This is a genomic window from Rubripirellula obstinata (assembly GCF_001642955.1).
Classification (GTDB): Bacteria; Planctomycetota; Planctomycetia; order Pirellulales; family Pirellulaceae; genus Rubripirellula; species Rubripirellula obstinata.
Genome location: NZ_LWSK01000055.1, coordinates 18,384 through 39,224 on the forward strand (window position 1 = coordinate 18,384; position 20,841 = coordinate 39,224).

The following is a 20,841-nucleotide window of genomic DNA, read 5'->3' on the forward strand; positions in this document are numbered from 1 at the left end:
CCGTATGTACCAATACTCGTCGCAGAAGATGGATCTATGAACCCGCGATTTGACTGGATCGCCAAGCCACAGACTGTGGTTTTGTTTTGCTTGTTGGTCGTGATTTATGCAAACGCATCGCGATTCGGATTTCAAGAGAAGGAACCAACAACGGAAGAGAATTCTAAGTTCGTTCCGTTTACTGGAACTCGCATTGGTTTTACCGAGCAACCGTTCCATTGGGATGAAGGAACAGGTGATGGAGTCGATGGTGCGACAAAGGAGTTCTACAATCGCGTCGCCAGCTTGGCATGGGAAAATTTGTTTGGCGACTGGCGAGATCGAGAAGGTGTTTCGCAGGGCAGTGAGCCTTTTGCAACCATGTTCGTAAAAGACACCGATGAATTGAAAGTTGTTCAGTGGGATGTAACAGAGCTGGTAAGCCAGTGGTTGTCAGGATCTGCCAACAAGGGATTCTATTTAAGATCCAATGACCGATGCAAAATAGATTTTCGCAGTCGCGAATCAGACAAACCAGAACAGTATCCTGAACTCGTTTTGTTGTTCGACGACGAATCGGTTGTTGTCAAAGCGGTGGCCGATACCCACCTGGGTTACGCAACAAAACACTCGCTTGGGAAAGAATTTGTGTTACGGGTGTCTGATAAAACGCCAGTGCTCGTTCGATTCCCAACCGAACAATTCGCTGGACGACGACTCAAACAGGCTCAACTGCGAATGCATTCTTTCGCCCAATACGGCTCGGGTGACATCAATGTGTTTGCATGTGATCAGGGAGAAGCTTTGCCGTCGAAGTCCTTCAAAGCTGGGATCGCTTCCCAGTACTTGCTTGACGCCGGCATCGATCAGAGCGAAAGCGTGTTGTTTGCAACTGGATTCGAAACACCAAACTGGAAGTCCGAATGGAGCAACCATCTGCGCACGCAATCGATCGACATCGTTAGCAAAGATGACGAGCTGAAGTTCTCCAACGCGTTTGGGAAGTCGTTAAGAGTCGAAATCCGAAAAGGCAAGCTAAGCGCGATGAGTAGTTTCTTTGCGTTTGAGAATCAGGGTTTCGATGAACCAGAAGAAATCTACTTTCGCTATTATCTCAGACTCGCAAATGACTGGAACCAAACAATCCAGAATGGAAAGTTGCCGGGAATCGCGGGTACTTACGGCAAAGCCGGTTGGGGTGGGCGGAAGAGCGATGGTAGCAATGGATGGTCGGCAAGAGGGTTCTTTATGCAAACGATTCCGAAAGGAAATCCGTTAGCCGGACGAACACCTATTGGGACCTACTGTTATCACGCCGATATGGAGAGCCCCTACGGCGATGGTTGGGTTTGGTCTCGGAATTTCCTCGGCTACCTCGCTCGGAATCATTGGTACTGCATCGAGCATCATTTACGACTGAACACGCCTGGCGAGAATGACGGCCTGATTGAAGGTTGGGTCGATGGTCAATTAGCGTTTCAGAAAAATGACATTCGTTTTCGAGACAGCGAGTTGCTGAAAATCGAAAATGTATGGATGGATGTTTATCACGGCGGAACAAAGTCGTCTCCATATGATCAGCACCTATTCATCGACAATGTTGTCATTGCCAGAGATTACATCGGTCCGGTCGGCACACATGAAGTGCCCGCAGAAGTACGCTCCAATGAATAAATCCGAATCAGATGCAAAAACGTTTGTCTGGGATCGGCGATGTCTTCAAGTGCTCGCGATCGTGTTCGTGTTGGCGTTTGGGGTTCGCCTTGGACTTGTCTGGCAGTTTGTTGGATTCGATTCCCCGCCGGATGCGACGTCAGCACCGGACCAACTGAACTACGAAGAAAGTGCATTTCAGCTTTCCATTGGAAACGGATACTCAAACAAAGATGGTGATCCGACGCTTCACCGAATGCCCGGCACGTCCTTCACGCTCTTGCCAGTCTACCTGTTTTTTGGCCGAAGTTACGCGGCGGCCAGAGTCTGGTTTTGCATTCTATCGGCGCTTGCATGTGTTGGTACGGCATGGGTTGCCACCCAATCGTTTGGTAGGCAAGTGGGACTGGTCGCTGGGCTGCTGATTTCCGTTTATCCCAATCACGCCTACGGACCTTTGCACTTTGTCAGCGAAGTGCCGTTTAGTCTTTTGGTAATTCTGGCTACCGGAACAACGGTGCTTGCGTTTCGCGCAGAGAAAAGTCTTGCAGAAAAAAGTGTTTACGTGTCCATCATCGCAGGCATTCTTTGGGGCTGCACCGCACTGGTTCGCCCGAACATTTTGCTCTGTTTTCCTTTGCTAATTGCATGCGCATCATGGTCGAGCGATAGGCTTCGCAGAGGACTGTATTTGTCAGTGTGTATGACGGCAGCCACCTGCTTGCTAGTTGGGCTGTGGGCAGGAAGAAACTACATGGTATTTGGCAGACCAACGCTGGCAGCGGTCGGTGCATACACGCTTTGGGGTGCCAACAATGAACGAGTGCTTAGCGAGAGTCCTGGAAGTTGGATCAAAACATCGGACTTGGTGGATCAGGATCATCCGATCAATGGAGACGAACTGCAGCGAATGGATCAAGCCAATCAATACGCCAAAGATTTCTTTGCCAAGCATCTGGCTGATCTTCCGTACCTTACAACAATGAAGTTGTATCGATTGCTAGACCCGTGGGTCGAAACCGATAATATCTTGGTGCAATGGAGTTTTGGAATTGCTTGGCTAGCGACGATACCTTTTATAATATTTGGTGTTTTCAGATCGCTGTCCGTTTCAAAAGTTGACGCGGTCTACTTGCTTCTACCGCTGGCAGCACTTGTATTGACCGCAGCCATTTTCTACGGTTCGCCAAGGTTTCGTGATTCGGTTTCATCGGTCTACATGGTGTTTGCCGCCTTAGGATTTCGAGACATAGCCCGTCAACTCGACTTGCAGAAGTTGATCCAATCACGATGACGATCTGCTTGTTGATGCTTGGCTTGGCTGCTTGGCCTTGGCTTGGCTACCCAGTTTGGCTTTGGTTGCTTGGACAAATCAGTCCCAAAGATCTAAAACAACGACAAGAAGCTTTTGACAATGATTCGCTTCCATCGGTCAGCGTTGTCGTTAGCGCCTTTAACGAAGCCGACGTGATCAAAGAGAAGTTGCAGAACATTTTGGCCCTGGATTATCCCAAATCCAAGATTGACTGCCTGGTGATTTCCGATGCCTCGGATGATGGTACCGACGAAATCGTTGCTGCTTTCGACGCGCCCAATATACGACTTGCTCGCACTGCACAACGACGAGGCAAGTCAGCGGGACTGACAACGTTTGTTCCTGAATGCCAACAGGACATTGTTGTCTTTACGGATGCAAACGCAATCTTCCAAAGCGATGCGATACAACACTTGGTAAAACACTTTTCGGATTCGAAGGTCGGCTACGTTGTCGGCCAACAAAAGTATGTCCAGAGTGCTGGGGATCAGGTCAGCGAGTCGGAAGGTTTGTACTGGAAGTATGAAACAATGCTGAAACGCTGGGAGAGTCGTGTTGATTCGGTGGTCGGAGGTGATGGCGCGATCTACGCGATTCGCCGAGACCTTTTTAAGCCACTTCGCGATGATGACATCAATGACTTTACCAATCCCCTGCAAATCATTCAAAACGGTTATCGAGGCGTCTACGAACCCAACGCAATTTGCTTTGAACACGTTGCCGGTTCGTTCGGCGGCGAGTATCAACGGAAAGTACGCATCGTCAATCGTAGTTTTCGTGCGCTGGTTCGCGAGCGAGGTGCAGCGAATCCTTTTTGCACCGGTTTGTTTGCGTTTCACTTGGTCAGTCATAAAGTACTGCGCTGGTTTACCGCATTTTTTCTACTGGCAGCTTGGGTGATCAGCGGATCGTACGCACTGGCTGGCCAGAACACGATTGCCGTTATCCTGTTCGCAGCTCAAACCTTCTTCTACGCCGTGGCGTCGATGGGACTGGTAGAACGCCTGCGGCAGTATCGATTGATTTCAGTTCCGTTCTATTTCTGCCTGGGGAACCTGGCTTCTGCAAACGGGATTTTGCTTTATTGTATCGGCCGTAAGTTTACAACTTGGAATCCAGACCGTGTGCGAACTGAGGTTCAGCAATGAAGCTGTCGGTCGTGATTCCTTGTTTGAATGAGGAAGCTTTCATAGGCGAGTGCATCCGGTCAGTACAAAACGCTTTGGGGACGAATTCCGAAGTCGAGATTGTTGTGGTTGATGCTGGATCGAGCGATCAAACAACGGTGATCGCAGAATCGTTTGGCGTCCACGTTGTGAATCATCCGCGATCAACGATTGCAGCCCAGCGAAACGCCGGTGTCCGCGTTTCATCGGGGGAAGTCATTGCGTTTTTAGACGCAGACTGCACCGTGGCGGAGGGCTGGGTGCAAAACGGCTTAGAATTGTTTCGCAACCCAGAAGTGCTGGGCGGTGGATGCCCTCCCTCGGTCCCTTCCCAAGATACGACGTGGGTTCAAAGAGGTTGGAGCTTTCTGAAACGCAAGCGTCGGCCCGGTCGCATGTCCGTTCGCTGGATTCCGTCGGCCAATGTCTGGGTTCGGCGCTGGGTGTTTGAACAAATCGGTGGCTTTAACGAGCATCTCGAAACATGCGAGGACGTCGATCTTGGTTTCAAGGTTTCTGATCTCGGACCGATGATCTCCGATCCGTCTCTTTGCGTCTATCATCACCGAGAGCCACGAACTCTACTGGAATTTTTTCGCAAGGAGCTTTGGCATGGCAAGAATAGCTTTTCGGGGATCAGTTCGGGTCGATGGACGTGGTCAGAACTGCCCAGTCTTATCGCTCCGATCTATTTTCTGCTTGGACTTGGATGGATCATCATCAGCGGTGTGTTGCTTGCTTGCGACCAAGCAACACTATCGGATCTGGTACTAGCAATCGTGTTTTTCCTCGCACTTCCATTCGCGTATACACTGCGTGCGGTCGCAACCAAGGGGAATGTCCATCAGTTCTTTCAGTACATTTTGATCTACATCGTCTATTTCTCAGCCCGTTCGGTGTCCATGATTTCGTCAGTCATAGCAAGCATTCGTGAATAGTCCCGGAGGGACGGAAGCTCTCTGCCGGGGATGTAAATCCCCGGATGGCAGCGCTATATCTCACTTTTTCTCTATAACCAATTCTCTGGCTCGGTTTCGCGGCGTAGCCGCGAAACCGAGCCAGAGAATTGATGTGGGGCAGCCATCCGGGTGCTCACGCACCCGGCAGGGAGCTGCCGGCCCTCCGGGCCTATCGCGCAGTAACTGATGCGACGTCCCGAGCGAAAGGCGACTATAAAAATCCGCTCGCAACGAAACCTATGCAATACTGTTTGACAATTGATACTGAAGAGGAATGGAATTGGGCTGACGGGTTTCCGGTTCACTCCACGGGTGTCGAAAACATCTCGCGGCTGGGCCGGTTTGCTGGGCTATGTGAGCGGTACGGTGCGAAGACGACTTACCTTGTCAATTATGCTGTCTTGGATCATGGTTCCTCTTGCGATGTGATTCAACAATTCAGCGAGAGCGATCTTGTTGAAATTGGCATGCATGTTCATCCTTGGACAACGCCACCCTACCACTCGACTGATAACACAACACGAACATCATTTCTTGAAAACTTGTCGGTGGATCACGCGGTTGAGAAACTGAATTCTACTTATCAGCTTCATCGAAAACGAGGTTTCCATCCACGCAGCTATCGTGGTGGTCGATACTCGTCAGGCAAGACGACTCTGCAGTTTTTGAGCCAGAATGGTTTCTGTGTTGATTCATCGGTTTGTCCGTTTTCGACGTGGCCTGATGATGGAGCACCGAACTATTCTGACCGAAACCCTGACCCGAATGTGCTTGTCCAGCATGATGCAAACTCACCCAACCTGTGGAGCATTCCGTTGACGCGAATCTATTCGCGCCAGCCGTTTGATACATGGAATAAGATCCATCACCTGATTGAAAACACTTCGCTATCACGGTTACGTTTGGTCGGCGTCATGGAACGGCTCAATCTGGTTCGAAGGATCTGGCTGAACTTTGAGACTGAAAAAGTTGGTGCGATGTTGTGGACAATTCGCAATGCGCATCGACTGGGGCTACCGTACCTATGCTTTACGGTGCATAGTTCTTCGCTATCGGTGGGGCCAAGTCCGTATGCCCGAACCGATGATCAGGTGGACCGGATTTTTGATGGCGTGGAGCAAGTTTTGAAATGCCTCGCCAGCGATCCGCGTTATCAACCAGCGACCCTTGCAGAGATTGCAGAAAATCTTGACGCTACACAGCCTCGACAAGCCAACCACAAGATCAATTGACGGTTAGACAAATGAAAGTTCTTGGAATTAGCCCGCTTGATAAGGATGTGACTGCGTCCTTCGTGGAAGACGGCAAGATCCTATTCGCTTGCGGTGAAGAACGTCTGTCACGCGTGAAGTTGCAAGACGGGTTTCCGATGCGAGCGATTCGTTTGGGTTTGCAGCGAACAGGATGGTCGTTGGATGAAATTGATACGGTCGCCTATTCATTTTTCGACGGTGATCGCGAGCACGAACTCATGCGTGCGGCCATGCAAGAAGATGAAACTTTTCATCGCGATAACGCGACGGCCGAATCGCTGGCGAAGCTCAAGCAAGTTCGCCGAGCGTACAAAGCAATACCCAAAGATCCGATTCCTGGGTTGGACGCTTCTGATGAGTTCGCTCCACGCAAGTCTTTCGCAAAGCGAGCACTGTATGAATTGGCGGGATGGTCACCAAGCATGGATCGGCGATTGCACCGCAAGTGCTTTCGGCAATGGGTTGCTCTTGCAACCGCAGACCATCAAATCAGGACGCAGCAATTGCATGCAGGGCTCGACGAACTTGGCCTGCGTGACAAACTGCAACGGTTCAATCACCACCTTTGTCATGCGGCCAACGCGTACTACTACTCGGGATACGAATCGGCGCTTGCAATGTCGTTTGACGGATACGGCAGTGGAAACTGCGGGGCCGTTTACGAGGCGACACCGACAGGATTGGTGAAGTTACACGAATTTCGTTTTCCCAATTCGCTAGGACAATTCTACGAGTACGTCACTTCAGCACTTGGATTTCGACCGGGCCGTCACGAAGGGAAGATTGTCGGCTTGGCGGCCTATGGTGATCCGGAAGTGCTTGGCGACGTCCTGCGGGAGCGCTTCACGGGAATGGAGCAAGGCGACATCCGCATGCGGGCAGCCACCAATTACCACTTTGCCAGGCTACTGTCGCAAAACTTTTCCAAACGAGACATGGCCGCGGCTTTTCAAACGGTGTTGGAAGAAGTCGTTCAACAGGTTGCCGACTATTGGGTCAACAAAACAGGCCTGCGAAATGTTTGCCTGTCGGGAGGCGTCAATGCAAACGTCAAACTGAATCAACGGATTCACGAATGCGATGGAGTCGATTCAGTGTTCGTCTATCCCAACATGGGTGATGGTGGCTGCGGAACCGGTGCTGCACTGTTGGCGTTGCCATCCGAGTGTCGTCCAAAGACGGCGCTGCGTCATGCGTATCTTGGGCCGAACTATTCATCGGATGAAATTCGGGCCGCGTTGGACGAAGAAAAACTAGCCTACGAAGAACATGCTGACGTCGAACCCGCGATTGCGGATTTGTTGGTCAACAAGCGCATCGTGGCACGTTTCAACGGATCGATGGAATACGGTCCTCGGGCACTCGGCAATCGATCGATCTTGTATCCTGCCCAGGATCCTGAGGTCAATTTGTGGCTCAATCATCAATTGGGGCGAACCGAGTTCATGCCGTTCGCACCCGCGGCGCTTGCCGAAGAAGCATCGCGGCTGTTTAAGAATATGCAGGGCTGCGAGAAAACGGCGCAGTTCATGACCGTCACCTTTGACTGCACCGATGATATGAAACGCATGTGCCCAGCGGCGGTTCACATTGACGGAACCGCGCGTCCTCAATTGGTCAGTGCGGAAACGAATGAGAGCTTCTATCGCATCCTGAAGTCGTACTTTGAAAAGTCAGGGATCCCGTCGGTCATCAACACCAGCTTTAATATGCACGAGGAACCAATCGTCTGTTCGCCGCAAGATGCAGTCCGAGCGTTTCTGGATGGGCGTATCGATTATTTGGCGATTGGTCCATTCATTGTGCCGCATCCCAAATTGATCGAGATCGAAAGCGAACGACGGTCAGACACTGCGGCGGCATCGGTCTAACGCCTTGGTCGCAATCGAAAATCGGTGATGAAATTCTCTCTTCATGAATGCGATGGCGTTGCCCGTCACAGGGAACCCGTGACGTTTGGCATGGGCGTTCCGCTGGGTATTTCGCTGGGCATTTCGGTATCGCCCGAAGCAGTCGTGATTGACAACCACGGATGCCGTTACGCTGCTTGTTGTCGTGTGCTATCACGGCGCACTGACGGTAGCCCGATGTGGATTCTCGTGCAGACTTGCCTAGGCGCCAAGGCGAATGCGGAAACTGAGTACACGCTAAGCTTTGAATCAGGCAATAGCACCGGAGCCCAGGCTTTAGCCGCCCGCCCAACGACCCAACACCAACCTCGCGATCATGCAATCTCACTCGCACATCTGCATCAGAAACTCGCGGGTTGGAACGTTCGACTTGTCGTTTGTTCAGCGGGCGGGAACCGATGGCAGCTACCTTTGTCGGTTAACGAGTTGGAACTAATCACTGACGAGCAACCTAAATCCAGCAGCGCTGTTCTTTCCAAACGTTACGCAACCAAGCTTGACGGAACGTCGATCCGCGTCGAGTTCTCGCTGACGTACTTTGTCGATTCGTCGTCGTTGCGAATCGACGCAACACTGCACAATCCAAACCGTGCTGAACATTCTGATGGTTTCTGGGATCTTGGCGATCCCATGTCGTATTGTCTTGAATCCGCGATGCTATCGATCGAAAATGATGACTCAGTGTTCAGCGACATTCGTTGGCAGACCGATCGAGATCAACCCGTCAAAGAACGATCTTCGCAAAAGCGTTTGCAACTGTTCCAGCATCATAGCGGTGGGCATCATAGCGGTGGGCATCATAGCGGTGGGTTGAACGCGGAGCGCCGCAACCATCGTCGGTCGGACGGCAATCCTCCTGAATTGGGGCCAAGCCGTCACGAAGATCGTCGTTTTCAGCCGATCGTGACACTGCAAGGTGAATCATCTTCGGTGACGGCAACCATGATTGATTTTTGGCAGAAGTTCCCGAGTTCGATCGAGGCAGACGAACGTGGTTTCCACTTCGGATTGCTCGCCCAAAGCAATGCCGGGCCACAGGAACTTCAAGGTGGCGAAAAAACGACACGCACAATCTGGATGTCGCTCGGCGACGATTCGCAGCAGCGCACAAATGCCGATGATCCGATTCATCGGCTCGATTGGGTGCATCGCCCAGTGACCATCCTGCAAGACCCGCAGGAACTCGCCGACAGCGAATCGCTTGATTGGTTTACAGCCAATCGCGAGCTACCGAATCCAAAACTGCAGACGCTGTTCGAAGAACTTTTGCAGGGTGAAAACAGTTTCTTCAACAAACGCGAAGCGATCGACGAATACGGTTGGCGAAACTTTGGTGACGTTTGGGCGGATCACGAAGAAGCGTATTCCCAAGACCCAAAGCCCGTCATTTCGCACTACAACAATCAATACGATTTGCTGCAGGGATTCCTGCGTCGCTATTTGCATTCTGGTGATCGTCGATGGTGGGATCTGGCACGTCCGTTGGCGGATCATGTGATGGACATTGACATCTATCACACCGATCAAGATCGTGCGGCGTACAACGGTGGAATGTTTTGGCACACCAGCCACTACCGCGACGCGGGCACCTGTACGCACCGAACGTTTTCCCATTCCATGACCGGCGATGAACATCGGGTCAACGGCGGTGGTCCGTCAAACGAACACAACTACACATCGGGGTTGTTGCTCTATCACCATTTGACGGGCTGTCCCCGTGCTGCTGCTACGGTTTGTTCGTTGGCCGATTGGGTGATCGCGATGGACGACGGTGATCGATCTCCGCTTGCACCTTTGAGCGATCGCGCGACGGGTTACGCCAGTTCAACTTCGCAAAGCACTTTCCATGGACCAGGACGTGGACTAGCAAATTCGATCAACGCATTAATGGACGCTTGGACGTTGACACGTTCGGAGCATTATTTAGAGAAGTGCGAGGCATTGATTTATAGGTCGATTCACCCATCACAAAATTTTGACGAAATGGAGTTGCTCAATGCAGAACTTCGTTGGTCCTATCCAGTCGCCTTGCAAGCGCTGCTGCGGTTCGTCCAGTTAGTGTCTAGCGACCGCGATGAAACCACTCGATACATTCTGGCGGCACTCCACCGTTACGGAGCCTGGATGCAATCCAAGGAAAAGCATTTTTTAGATCGTCCCGACGAATTGGAATTCCCAACCGAGACGTGGGCGGCACAGGATCTTCGCAAAGGTACAACGATGATGATGATCGCGAGGTATCAACCTGAATCGGAATCAAGCGATGCTCTATATCAAGATGGCAAAGCGTTCTTTGACCGGGCGCTCGACCAACTGTTTGACTCCCCAACTCGATCGTACACTCGCCCGGCAGCGATTCTATTGCAGCAGGTTCCAGTTTTGATGGCCGCCATGGAACCGTCGGTGTCTCAACACGCTGCCTCGGTGGTAAACGGTGATTTGGATGGGCCTTGGCCTGCGGCGGATTCGTGGGAGTTTCAAAAAGCGGAGATACGTCGATCGGTTCGTTCGCCCCTCCAATTTCTGCGGCTGGCGTTTCGGATCGCTGGAGTGCATCGCTGGCCACTTGCTCTCGCTGAATCACCGATCGGACAATGGTGGCGAACGAGATTTCGCAGGACGAATTCTCGATGAAAAAAGATGATCGTCCCGTCGTTTGCCAAGTCCTGCATTCGCTGTCTGTTGGCGGTGCGGAAGTTCTGGCTCGTGAGTTTGCCGTTAACGCAGCATCCCAATTCAAGACCGTATTCTTGTGTTTGGACAGCATCGGTGAGATCGGCGAAGGTCTGATCAGGGAAGGATTCACCGTCGAATGCTTTGGTCGAAAACCCGGTCTGGATCGATCGCTAATTTCCAAGACGGGTAAGTTCTTTGCTGAACAGAATGTGCAGCTCATTCACGCCCACCAATATACGCCATTTGTCTACGCATCACTGGGACGAATGCGGCGACGTGGGCTGCGGCTCTGGAATTCTTATCCGCCAATTTTGATGACCGAACATGGGCGACACTACCCCGATATCCGCAAGCCAAAACGAGTGTTGGCAAACAAGTTTCTGTTCCGAAAGCAGGACCGATGTGTCGCGGTCGGCGAACAAGTGAAGAAGGCACTGATCGAAAATGAGGGACTATCGCCTGCGCGGATCGACGTGATCTACAACGGCGTTGACGTTGACCAGTTCCAGAAATCTGCGACAGATCGATGCGCCGCTCGAGCAGAGCTGGGGCTTTCCGATCAAGACGTTGCGGTGTTCCAGATTGCTCGTCTTAATGCGTTGAAGGATCACGCGACTGCGATCGATGCTTGGCACTTCCTAAACAACGATCCTCATATTCATCTGTTTATCATTGGTGATGGCGAACTTGCCGACGATGTGCGGCAACAGATTTCCGCTTTGTCGCTACAAGATCAGGTTCACATGCTGGGTGTTCGCCATGACGTCCCGCGGATCATCCATGCTGCCGATATTCTGTTGCTGACGAGTGTCTCTGAGGGAATTCCGCTGACTTTGATTGAGGCGATGGCGGCATCACTGCCTTGCGTTGCGACCATCGCTGGGGGCATTCCCGAAGTGATCATCAATCAAGAAACTGGATTACTGGCACCGATCGGCGACGCGTCAAAGGTCGCAGATTGTATGCGAACGTTGTCGCAGGATGCTGCGATGCGAACAAGTTTTGGTCGGGCCGGACGCGAACGAGCGGAATCAGTATTCAGTGCAGCCAAGATGCACAATTCCTATCATCAAGCCTACCGTAAAATGATTGCTGGCTCGACAACGTCACAGAGTAAAGTCACAGAGTGATGGTTCCAAAATTGAGTGAATCAATCTCGCTAAGCGATCCACCAAACGCGAAACCAAAACCGCTGATCTTGCACACGCGGATTGTGAACGGAGTTGGCGGTGGGCCTGAGAAAACGATCTTAAACTCGCCACGGTTTTTGCGACCGCTTGGGTTTGATTCGGCTTGCCTGTATCTGTACCCCGATGGTGATCGTGGAATCGAATCTCTCCAACAGAGCGCAACTGAAAACGAAGCCGAGTTGATCGCTTGGCCGGATGGCAGTGCGATTGATTTCGAGATGGTAGAAAAGCTGCACCAGTTCTGCCGCCAACGTAACGTCGCGATCTGGCATGCACACGACTACAAAACCAACGTGCTTGGATTGTTGGTGCGCAGAAAATGGCCGATGAAACTCGTCACCACGACGCATGGTTGGTGCATCACGAACCGCAAGAGTTGGTGCTACGCGACCGCGGGCCGGATTTGTCTTCCGTTCTACGATTCCGTGATTGCCGTTTCAGAAGATCTGTATCGCAGCGGACGAAGGTGGGGCCTTTATCGAGATCATGTCCAACTGATTTCCAACGCCATCGATACAAAGGATTACCGCCGAGACACCTCGTCAAAGGAAGCACGGCAGCGTTTTACTAACCAGAATCCGGTAAGCGCACCAAGCGATGGTAGTTTTCTGATCGTCGCTCTCGGACGTCTGACTATTGAAAAAGGTTTTTCCTATCTGATCGATGCAGTAGATCTACTTTGCAAAGAGAAGATTCCTGTCACCTTATGGATCGGTGGTGAAGGCCCTTTGCGGCAGGATTTGGAGGGACAGATCGAGCGTTTGGGACTTGCCGATCATGTGACCCTGCTAGGCCATGTCGCCGATCCACGCACACTGTTGCAGACTGCCGATGCGTTCGTCTTGAGCAGCGTCACGGAGGGATTGCCCAATGTTCTGTTGGAAGCGATGTCGTTGGAAGTGCCAATCGTGTCCACCAATGTCGGAGGAATTGCTCGATTGATTGACGACCGTATCCATGGTCTGCTGGTCGCGTCACGGCAGCCCGACGAATTGGCCGAGGCCGTCGAAGAACTTATCGCCAGCAAACACTTGCAGGAACGCATGACGTCCGCAGCGAGAACCCGAATCGAGAACGAATTTGACTTTGGGATTCGCATGCAGAAGATTGCCGCTATCTACCAACGGCTTTTGAATTCGCATGACTGACCAAACACAGCCTGCAGAGCATTCCGATCAGTCCGTGAAACGGGCGACTCGCAAACCATTTCACTCTGGGGCGAAACGATGGGTGCAATTTGGATTCCTGATCCTGTGCATGCCAAGGATCGCTTGCTACCGAATCGCTTACGTGTTGTTGGGGAGTCGAGCGATGACTTCGGCTTCCGAGTCGATCGCGATGATCCCCGGACTTCGTGGTGTTTACATGCGGCAGGCGTTCTATCGGAAAACGCTCGATGCCTGCGGTCGCGATGTCTACCTGGGCTGGAACACTGTTTTTTCGATGCGAGAGGCTCGCGTGGGAGAGAATGCTTACATCGGGCGTTTCTGCTTGATCGGATTTGCCGACATCGGTTGTCAGGTGATGATTGCCGATGGAGTTCAAATTTTGAGTGGTGGACATGAGCATGATTCAGCGGATTCGACGGTGTCCATGCACGATCAAGATCAGCGGTACGAGAAGATGCACATCGGCAACGGTGCCTGGATTGGTGCCGGTGCAATCATCATGGCCGACGTCGGAAACAATGCGATCGTCGGCGCGGGCGCGGTTGTCACTCGGCCGGTGCCCAATGGCGCTGTTGCCGCCGGAGTTCCTGCCAGAGTTCTGCATTACCGAAAGGGATGGTCCGCGCCGGGCCAACAGGATTTCGCAAGCAGCACGACTTCGAGTGAAACGGAATAGCTGAGAAATGTGCGGAATCACTGGCTACTTGTGGACTTCGGGTAAGCGTCCACCGACACAGCAAACCGTTGACCGTATGACCGATCGATTGGTCCACCGTGGTCCCGATGGTCGCGGCGTGCATCGCATCGAACACGATGATGGGTCTGGAATCGCTCTCGGCCACCGACGATTGTCGATCATCGATCTGGATTCGGGTCATCAACCGATGACCAACGAAGACCGAACCGTCTGGATCACCTTCAATGGCGAGATTTACAACTACCGCGAACTTCGCGACGGATTGGAATCACGCGGTCACCAGTTTCGTACCAACAGTGATACCGAAACGATCGTGCATCTGTACGAAGAGTACGGTGATGATTGCGTCGCGCACCTGCGTGGCATGTTTGCGTTTGCGATTTGGGACGACCGTAAGCGACGATTGCTTTTGGCTCGTGATCGTATGGGGCAAAAGCCGTTGGTTTACTTTCAAACTGATGATCGTCTGATTTTTGCCAGCGAGTTGAAATCGATTCTTGCCGCAGGTGATGTGCCAAGCGAGATTCGTCCACAAGCGATCGATGAATACTTTCTATACGGATACATCCCGCATCCCGGTACGATTTATCAGAACATTTGCAAGCTTCCACCTGCACACATTGCGACGTGGCAAAATGGTCGGTTCAGCGTTCGCCAATACTGGAAACCCGATCAAGTTCCTGATGCAAATGCGTCACCGGAAAGCTTGCGAGAAGACCTTCGCGATGCGCTCGATGAATCGGTTCGTCTGAGACTGCGCAGTGACGTGCCGCTGGGAAGTTTTCTATCGGGTGGAATCGATTCAACGATCATCACGGGGTGCATGCAGAGCCAGTCGCAATCAACCGTGCAAAGCTATTCCATCGGTTTTGCGGATCCACGTTACGACGAATCCGAATTTGCAGCCGAGGCGGCCGTGCATTTGGGGACTCAGCATCACAGGATGATGGTTCAGCCAGATTCGTTGGATGTGCTGGACAAGTTGGTGCAGCATTTTGACGAACCCTTTGGTGATAGCAGCGCCGTTCCGACCTACTACCTTTCGGAACTGACACGCCAGCACTTGACGGTGGCGATGACCGGGGATGGCGGCGACGAATTGTTCTGTGGCTATGACCGTTATCCAACCATTGATGCCACCAAGCGATTTGATGCGTTGCCCGCTGCGATCCGTCGCCTGGTAACAGGTCCGTGGGTTGGCCTGATCCCAGGACGCAGCGAAAAATCGATCGGTCGCCGCTTGCGACACCGTCTTCGTTTGCTTGGTCGTCCTCTGGAAGAACGCTACTTAAATTGGGCGACCGGATCACCACCGTCGATGCGTCGGCAAATCTATCGTGATGATTTTTCTGCATCGATCGATGGCGAAGCGTCGGAAGCCTTTGTAGCGAATTTGATGTCGATGACGTCTGGAATGACACCGGGAATGACACCGGGAATGACGCCGGGAATCCGGGCCATGCGGACGGATGCTGGTTCGTATTTGCCCTGCGACTTGCTTGCCAAAGTTGACATCACCAGCATGGCGCATTCGCTGGAATGTCGAAGCCCGTTTTTGGATCATCATGTTGTCGAGGCAGCGTATCGAATTCCTTTTGACCAATTGTCGCAAAGCAACCGAGTGAAGCCTTTTCTGACCGACACCTTTCCGCAGCACCTGACCGACCGTTTAAAAAACCGTTCCAAAATGGGTTTTTCGGTGCCGCTAGACCGCTGGTTTCGTGGGGATCTTCGCGACTACTCCCGCGATTGTTTGTTGGCGAGCGACGCTACATGCCACCAATTTCTATCCGTTGATGCGATCGAAAACTTGTTGAACGAGCATGATGACGGTGCATGGAATCATGGCGGGCGGATTTGGAGTCTAATGTTCTTTGAAAGTTGGGGGCAATTTGCAAAACAGGATCAGGCGGTGGAGGCAGCATGATTGTTCAGTGCATCGATTGGCCTTCGGAGTGGTCACCCCTAAGTATTGGTGACGACATTGTTGACGCTGCGCCCCGGCTTGCGGCGCATCAAGATCATTGGATGAATAGTCTGTGTGATGGATTTGGGCATCGCGGTTTTCTGTTGCGTGCGATTGATGACGATGATGTCGTTGGCTTACTGCCTTTGGTGTTGGTCAGCGGTCCGATCTTTGGAAAGTTCTTAGTCAGCCTTCCTTACCTGAACACGGGTGGAGTTTGGGCCAGATCAACTGATGCGGCGCTAGCCTTGATTGATCGGGCTTGTGATCTTGCTGACGAATTGGATGTCAAGCATTTGGAACTACGACACGAACAAAACATCGAACATCCGAAATTCAATTTTCAGCGAACCGACAAAGTTCACATGCGGTTGGATCTACCTGCGACTGACGAAGATTTGGAGCGCATGTTGAAATCGAAAGTCCGCAGTCAAATCAGAAAATCAAACGAACACCATTTGAGTGTTGAATTTGGCAAGATGGAATTGGTTGATGATTTTCACAATGTCTTTGCACGCAACATGCGGGATTTGGGAACGCCCGTTTTTTCAAAGAAACTGTTTCAAAGCATCATCAATCATTTCGCAGACGATGCTGAATTCTGCGTCGTTCGACAATCAGGTCGTACCATTGCCAGCGGGTTACTGATTCACACCGATGGATGCACCGAAGTTCCCAGTGCCAGTAGTCTTCGGTCATTCAATCGAACCAATGCGAACATGTTGATGTATCGCAGTCTACTTCGGCGGGCGATTGAGCGGGGCAGCCAGACCTTTGACTTTGGACGCAGCAGCGTGGGCAGCGGCACCTACAAGTTCAAGAGTCAGTGGGGCGCTGGTCCGCATGCTGCGTGTTGGCAGTACTACGTTCGCAAAGGCGATCCTAACGACATGCGTCCCGACGCCGGCGGTAAGCAGCGACTCGTGAAGATCTGGCAACGACTACCCGTGTGGCTGACCAAAACCATTGGCCCCACCATCGTCCGCGGCATCCCATGAACGAGATATTCTTGATCACCTTTCTCGGGGCGCAAGCCCCGAGATCCCGAAACCGACGTTTCGACCGCTCGTGAAAATACCCCCGAGAGGATTCGAACCTCCGACCTGCTCGTTAGGAATGAGCTGCTCTGTCCAGCTGAGCTACAGGGGCGACGTTGTAAGTTTGATGGGTGGAGGGGGCTGTGTGAAAGGGGGGCAGATCAACATTTTGTGTGGGCTCATTTTACGCTGCTGATAGCCTTACACTTGAGCCCATGAACAAAAACTCTGAACAAGCTGTTTTGCGTATTTTGGATGCCTCCGCCAACCGAGTCGGGGAGGGGCTGCGAACGGTGGAAGAATGGGCACGGTTCGCTCTTGATGGGGAAGCGTTGTCGGCTGAATTGAAGGCGATTCGTCATCAGGTTTCGACGGCGTTGGCGGTGTTGCCGCGAACCAGTTTGCTGGCCGCCCGTGACACGCTGGGGGATGTCGGCACCAAGATCTCGCAGGACACCGAGCGAGTTCGTGATAGTGCGAGCGGGGTTGTCGCGGCGGGAATTTCCCGGACAGGGCAATCGCTGCGGGTGATCGAGGAGTATCTGAAGACGATCAACGCTGATGCAGCAGCAACGATCGAACAAGCTCGCTATCGGTTCTATACCGCGTCTGCGAATCTGGAACTGCTGATCGCGGCGCAGGATCGCCAAAGTCGGATGCAGGACGCCCGGCTGTACGCATTGATTGATGCGGGAACTAACGAGGCCGAGTTTCAGGCAACCGTCACGACGTTGTGTGAATCGGGTGTCGATGTGTTGCAGCTTCGTGATTCTAGCAGCGATGATCGAACGCTGATTGCTCGGGCGAGAATCGGCACCGAGATTGCCCGGAAATGCTCGGTACTGTTCATCATGAATGATCGTGCCGACTTAGCCCTGGCTGCTGATTGCGACGGAGTTCACGTGGGACAGGAGGAATTGCCGGGACCGGTCGCTCGAAAGATTGTTGGGCATGATCGTATCGTCGGCATTTCCACCCACTCGATCGATCAAGCGATTCAAGCTGTCGCGGACGGAGCGGACTACATCGGCTGCGGTCCGGTGTTCCCTAGTCGCACAAAGTCGTTCGATGAATTTGCAGGTCTGGAATATGTCCGAGAAGTTTCAGCGCAAATCCAGATTCCATCATTCGCGATTGGCGGAATCAACGAGAGTAATTTAGATCAAGTCATCAAGTCAGGTTGTTGCCGGATCGCACTAACCGCGGCGCTGCGAGATTGCGAAGACGTCACGGCAACGGCGACGCGGTTCAAGAAAAAGCTGATGTCGGCGAATCTAAAGTAGGCCGTAGCGAGTGGAGCGAGTTACGGCAGGGCTGCAGAAGATGCCGTAACTCGCTCCACTCGCTACGGCCTACAAAAACGTCCGCCAATTAGCGTGCCTGCACCCGCATCAGTTTGTATTGGCGAGCGACTTTACCATCGCGACAATTTCGGCAATTCCATTTTCCGAATAGCCTTCCCAAACGCCAGCGATCTTTCCGTCGGAGCCAATTAGAACTGATGTGGGATAGTACAGCGACGGTTGCTCTAACCGCTGCCCCATGCTTTGGCGTGTGATTCCACGCGGGTCGGCGAACGCGACGCTGTTGATGCCTTCGCTGCCAAAGAAGCTTGATGTTTTTTCCCATAACCCCTCAAACGTTTCACGCGACGAACCCTCGCAGGAAACAGGAACGAACTGAAACTTGTTTTGGTCGCCAAGTGATTCAGTCGCCTGCGCGAGTTCTGGGTATTCCATTCGACAAGGACCACACCACGTTCCCCAAAAATGCAACAAGGTGATACGACCGTCAAGCTTTATCTCAGCCGCCGATAGTTCATCGCTGCCGGGCAACTTGATCAGATCGATCTGCGGAGCCGGTTTGCCAACTGCTGGATTGACCAACACTGAATCGACTGAAGCGAATCGCATCGCGAAAAAAAAGCAAAGACAGAAAACGACAACCGCCAAAAACGTGGTCGAAAACAAGCGATTAGACACCTGTTCTGTCGTTCGAGTCATTTTGAAACTTACGTGTGGCATGTCTGAAGTAGGCTTGAATCTACTAAAACTGCGTCTGCTTGAGGACAAAATAATGATCGGCCTTTGCAAGTTGGCATAACTACTATCAGACTTGAATCGAATGACAAAAACAATCTCACAGGGGAGACCTGACATCATCATCGTCAGAAAACTGATGCAACACCAAGCAACCCTGTTAAGGATGATTGCGATTGGATGGGTCGGGTCCGCCACTACATTGGTTATTTTTGCGGACGAAATTTCTTCTAGCAGGGTTCTTACAGGCGGAAATAATGCTGAATCGGCGCAGCACCGCCCGATCGACAGCGCTTTGGATTTCCAGTGCATTCTGGATGATAGTCGCATTCGCGAAAGCAGCGGACTAGCGTTCTCTCGACGCAGCCCGGGCCACGTTTGGACCCACAACGATTCCGGTGATAAGGCTCGGCTTTTCGCCTTGGACATCCACGGGAAGCCGACAGGGAAAGTCGAACTGAAATCAAAATTGAAAGCGGAGGATTGGGAGGACATCGCCGCGATGGACGAAGACGGTCAGTCTCGGCTGATCGTGGCCGATTGCGGCGACAATCGCGGCAAACGCAAATCAATCACTTTGCTGATCTTTGACGAACCAGATCCCACCGAATCAACCAAGCTAAAAAACTTTCATCAAATCCGCATTCGTTATCCCGATGGTGCTTACGACTGCGAAGCGATTGCGATCGACGCGGACCGACGCGAAGTATTGTTGTTCACCAAAAGTGCGTTCCCCATCTGCCACGTCTTTGCCGCCAAGTTACCAGCGAAGGGTGCCAAGTTAAAAAAACAACAACAGAAAATTGTCGCTGAGGCAATCATCACATTGGCGTTGCCGATGGTGACCGGCGCAGACATTGATCGGCAGAGCGGTGACTTGTGGCTATCGAGTTATCTGGGTGCCTTAAAATATCCACATCAGCAGGGCCTTTCGCTGCGGCAACAACTTGCTCAGACTCCATCGGTCGTCAAGCTACCCGCCTGGAAACAGATCGAAGCCATTGCGGTCGATCATGAAGGTGGAGTTTGGGTCACAAGCGAAGGCAAACAGGCTCCGATGGGAAGATTAAAATGTTTGAAGTCGAACAAAAGTACCACGTCGATTCCACCGAAGAACTGATCAGCAAGCTGGCGTCGATCGGTGCCACGGCGTTGGAACAGCAATCGCATGCCGACACTTATTACAACCATCCGTCACGCGACTTTGCTGAAACTCGCGAGGCCTTGCGGATTCGACGCGTCGATGGAAAGCCGTTGATCACGTACAAGGGCCAGAAGCTGCCTGGCGTGATCAAGGCGAGGCAAGAAATGGAATGGCGGCTCGACCCCGGCGATCGCGATGGCAATCAAACCGAAGCCTTGTTGGTCGCGCTGGGGTTTCGACGCGTCGAAACGGTGAATAAGGTTCGGCAAACATTTGACCTACCCAAACCCTGGTCAAAATTGGTGGTCGTAATCGATCAGGTTGAGACACTCGGTTCGTTCGCGGAAATCGAAATGGTGGTTGAGGATTCTGATTCCGTGGAAGATGCTCGGAACCAAATCAGTGAGCTCGCTGGCAAGCTGAACCTGAATGATGCGGAAAGCCGTAGCTATTTGAGAATGGTGCTGGAGGGGGCTGGGGGCTGATGAAAATCATTGCAACGCAGCAAATTGCGCAAGCTGCACCATGGCAGACAACACAAACTGGGACGCTGGGAAGCATTGTGGCAACGGCGCATTTTCCCGATTGCCAGCATGTAGGCCGTAGCGAGCCATAGCGAGTTACGGCAATGTGCGCAACGCCGTAACTCGCTTTGGCTCGCTACGGCCTACTTTCTGGTTCCCAGACG

Annotated in this window: 16 protein-coding genes and 1 tRNA gene; 15 read left to right on the plus strand and 2 right to left on the minus strand. The window is 52.3% G+C overall.

All coding sequences use genetic code 11. From position 1 onward, the window contains the following. The first annotated feature begins 36 nt into the window (after window positions 1-36). From RC85_RS14485 to RC85_RS14540, 12 genes are all read left to right on the plus strand, one after another. Window positions 37-1,653: a polysaccharide lyase gene (locus tag RC85_RS14485; protein ID WP_068264107.1), complete on the plus strand. Its 1,617-nt coding sequence runs from the start codon at window positions 37-39 to the stop codon at window positions 1,651-1,653. Beyond that, window positions 1,646-2,926 (plus strand): ArnT family glycosyltransferase, encoded by a 1,281-nt coding sequence (locus tag RC85_RS14490; protein WP_068264109.1) that lies wholly within the window; start codon window positions 1,646-1,648, stop codon window positions 2,924-2,926. The genes RC85_RS14485 and RC85_RS14490 overlap by 8 nt, the downstream gene beginning before the upstream one ends. Then, the gene (locus RC85_RS14495) at window positions 2,923-4,095 is read left to right on the plus strand and encodes a glycosyltransferase family 2 protein (protein WP_068264111.1); all 1,173 of its coding nucleotides are present in this window, start codon (window positions 2,923-2,925) and stop codon (window positions 4,093-4,095) included. Before RC85_RS14490 ends, RC85_RS14495 begins: the two co-directional genes overlap by 4 nt. Continuing rightward, the gene (locus RC85_RS14500) at window positions 4,092-5,051 is read left to right on the plus strand and encodes a glycosyltransferase (RefSeq protein ID WP_068264113.1); all 960 of its coding nucleotides are present in this window, start codon (window positions 4,092-4,094) and stop codon (window positions 5,049-5,051) included. Before RC85_RS14495 ends, RC85_RS14500 begins: the two co-directional genes overlap by 4 nt. A gap of 272 nt (window positions 5,052-5,323) precedes the next feature. Continuing rightward, window positions 5,324-6,304, plus strand: coding sequence for a polysaccharide deacetylase family protein (locus RC85_RS14505; RefSeq protein ID WP_149752866.1), 981 nt, complete (start codon window positions 5,324-5,326; stop codon window positions 6,302-6,304). A gap of 11 nt (window positions 6,305-6,315) precedes the next feature. Then, entirely contained in the window at window positions 6,316-8,196 is a 1,881-nt protein-coding gene (locus RC85_RS14510; RefSeq protein WP_068264117.1) for a carbamoyltransferase family protein, read from the plus strand. Window positions 8,197-8,223: 27 nt separating this feature from the next. Then, window positions 8,224-10,869: a hypothetical protein gene (locus tag RC85_RS14515; RefSeq protein WP_068264119.1), complete on the plus strand. Its 2,646-nt coding sequence runs from the start codon at window positions 8,224-8,226 to the stop codon at window positions 10,867-10,869. Next, a complete protein-coding gene (locus RC85_RS14520; RefSeq protein ID WP_068264134.1) occupies window positions 10,866-12,041 on the plus strand; it encodes a glycosyltransferase in 1,176 nt (391 codons plus the stop codon). The genes RC85_RS14515 and RC85_RS14520 overlap by 4 nt, the downstream gene beginning before the upstream one ends. After that, window positions 12,041-13,249, plus strand: a complete 1,209-nt coding sequence (locus RC85_RS14525) for a glycosyltransferase family 4 protein (RefSeq protein ID WP_084422685.1) — start codon at window positions 12,041-12,043, stop codon at window positions 13,247-13,249. Before RC85_RS14520 ends, RC85_RS14525 begins: the two co-directional genes overlap by 1 nt. Continuing rightward, on the plus strand, window positions 13,242-13,946 hold the full coding sequence (locus RC85_RS28960) for an acyltransferase (protein ID WP_068264121.1): 705 nt from the start codon (window positions 13,242-13,244) through the stop codon (window positions 13,944-13,946). The genes RC85_RS14525 and RC85_RS28960 overlap by 8 nt, the downstream gene beginning before the upstream one ends. Before the next feature lie 7 nt (window positions 13,947-13,953). Then, window positions 13,954-15,894 (plus strand): asparagine synthase (glutamine-hydrolyzing), encoded by a 1,941-nt coding sequence (gene asnB, locus RC85_RS14535; RefSeq protein WP_068264123.1) that lies wholly within the window; start codon window positions 13,954-13,956, stop codon window positions 15,892-15,894. Then, window positions 15,891-16,931, plus strand: a complete 1,041-nt coding sequence (locus tag RC85_RS14540) for a FemAB family XrtA/PEP-CTERM system-associated protein (protein ID WP_084422686.1) — start codon at window positions 15,891-15,893, stop codon at window positions 16,929-16,931. The genes asnB and RC85_RS14540 overlap by 4 nt, the downstream gene beginning before the upstream one ends. Before the next feature lie 77 nt (window positions 16,932-17,008). On the opposite strand, the gene RC85_RS14545 is transcribed toward RC85_RS14540, so the two are convergent. Continuing rightward, window positions 17,009-17,082, minus strand: a tRNA-Arg gene (locus tag RC85_RS14545). 103 nt (window positions 17,083-17,185) lie between these two features. Here RC85_RS14545 and RC85_RS14550 point away from each other — a divergent pair. Further along, window positions 17,186-18,253, plus strand: coding sequence for a thiamine phosphate synthase (locus RC85_RS14550; protein WP_068264125.1), 1,068 nt, complete (start codon window positions 17,186-17,188; stop codon window positions 18,251-18,253). A 108-nt stretch (window positions 18,254-18,361) separates the two neighbouring features. Here the strand turns inward: RC85_RS14550 and RC85_RS27490 are convergent, their stop codons facing one another. Further along, on the minus strand, window positions 18,362-18,973 hold the full coding sequence (locus RC85_RS27490; RefSeq protein WP_160148166.1) for a TlpA family protein disulfide reductase: 612 nt from the start codon (window positions 18,971-18,973) through the stop codon (window positions 18,362-18,364). A gap of 121 nt (window positions 18,974-19,094) precedes the next feature. Between RC85_RS27490 and RC85_RS27495 the strand changes: the two genes are divergently transcribed. Both RC85_RS27495 and cyaB read left to right on the plus strand, forming a co-directional pair. After that, entirely contained in the window at window positions 19,095-20,129 is a 1,035-nt protein-coding gene (locus RC85_RS27495; RefSeq protein WP_068264129.1) for a hypothetical protein, read from the plus strand. Beyond that, window positions 20,081-20,638, plus strand: a complete 558-nt coding sequence (gene cyaB / locus RC85_RS14565) for a class IV adenylate cyclase (RefSeq protein WP_068264130.1) — start codon at window positions 20,081-20,083, stop codon at window positions 20,636-20,638. Before RC85_RS27495 ends, cyaB begins: the two co-directional genes overlap by 49 nt. The last annotated feature ends 203 nt before the right edge of the window (window positions 20,639-20,841 follow it).

What these genes read in the sequence shown, in the direction of transcription:
- RC85_RS14485 (WP_068264107.1), top strand. Translation starts at nt 37, where the DNA reads ATGAACCCGCGATTTGACTGGATCGCCAAGCCACAGACTGTGGTTTTG.
- cyaB (WP_068264130.1), top strand. Translation starts at nt 20,081, where the DNA reads ATGTTTGAAGTCGAACAAAAGTACCACGTCGATTCCACCGAAGAACTG.
- RC85_RS27490 (WP_160148166.1), bottom strand. Translation starts at nt 18,973, where the DNA reads ATGACTCGAACGACAGAACAGGTGTCTAATCGCTTGTTTTCGACCACG.
- RC85_RS14495 (WP_068264111.1), top strand. Translation starts at nt 2,923, where the DNA reads ATGACGATCTGCTTGTTGATGCTTGGCTTGGCTGCTTGGCCTTGGCTT.
- RC85_RS14525 (WP_084422685.1), top strand. Translation starts at nt 12,041, where the DNA reads ATGGTTCCAAAATTGAGTGAATCAATCTCGCTAAGCGATCCACCAAAC.
- RC85_RS14490 (WP_068264109.1), top strand. Translation starts at nt 1,646, where the DNA reads ATGAATAAATCCGAATCAGATGCAAAAACGTTTGTCTGGGATCGGCGA.
- RC85_RS14520 (WP_068264134.1), top strand. Translation starts at nt 10,866, where the DNA reads ATGAAAAAAGATGATCGTCCCGTCGTTTGCCAAGTCCTGCATTCGCTG.
- RC85_RS14500 (WP_068264113.1), top strand. Translation starts at nt 4,092, where the DNA reads ATGAAGCTGTCGGTCGTGATTCCTTGTTTGAATGAGGAAGCTTTCATA.
- RC85_RS14550 (WP_068264125.1), top strand. Translation starts at nt 17,186, where the DNA reads ATGAACAAAAACTCTGAACAAGCTGTTTTGCGTATTTTGGATGCCTCC.
- RC85_RS14510 (WP_068264117.1), top strand. Translation starts at nt 6,316, where the DNA reads ATGAAAGTTCTTGGAATTAGCCCGCTTGATAAGGATGTGACTGCGTCC.
- RC85_RS27495 (WP_068264129.1), top strand. Translation starts at nt 19,095, where the DNA reads ATGACAAAAACAATCTCACAGGGGAGACCTGACATCATCATCGTCAGA.
- RC85_RS14540 (WP_084422686.1), top strand. Translation starts at nt 15,891, where the DNA reads ATGATTGTTCAGTGCATCGATTGGCCTTCGGAGTGGTCACCCCTAAGT.
- asnB (WP_068264123.1), top strand. Translation starts at nt 13,954, where the DNA reads ATGTGCGGAATCACTGGCTACTTGTGGACTTCGGGTAAGCGTCCACCG.
- RC85_RS14515 (WP_068264119.1), top strand. Translation starts at nt 8,224, where the DNA reads ATGAAATTCTCTCTTCATGAATGCGATGGCGTTGCCCGTCACAGGGAA.
- RC85_RS28960 (WP_068264121.1), top strand. Translation starts at nt 13,242, where the DNA reads ATGACTGACCAAACACAGCCTGCAGAGCATTCCGATCAGTCCGTGAAA.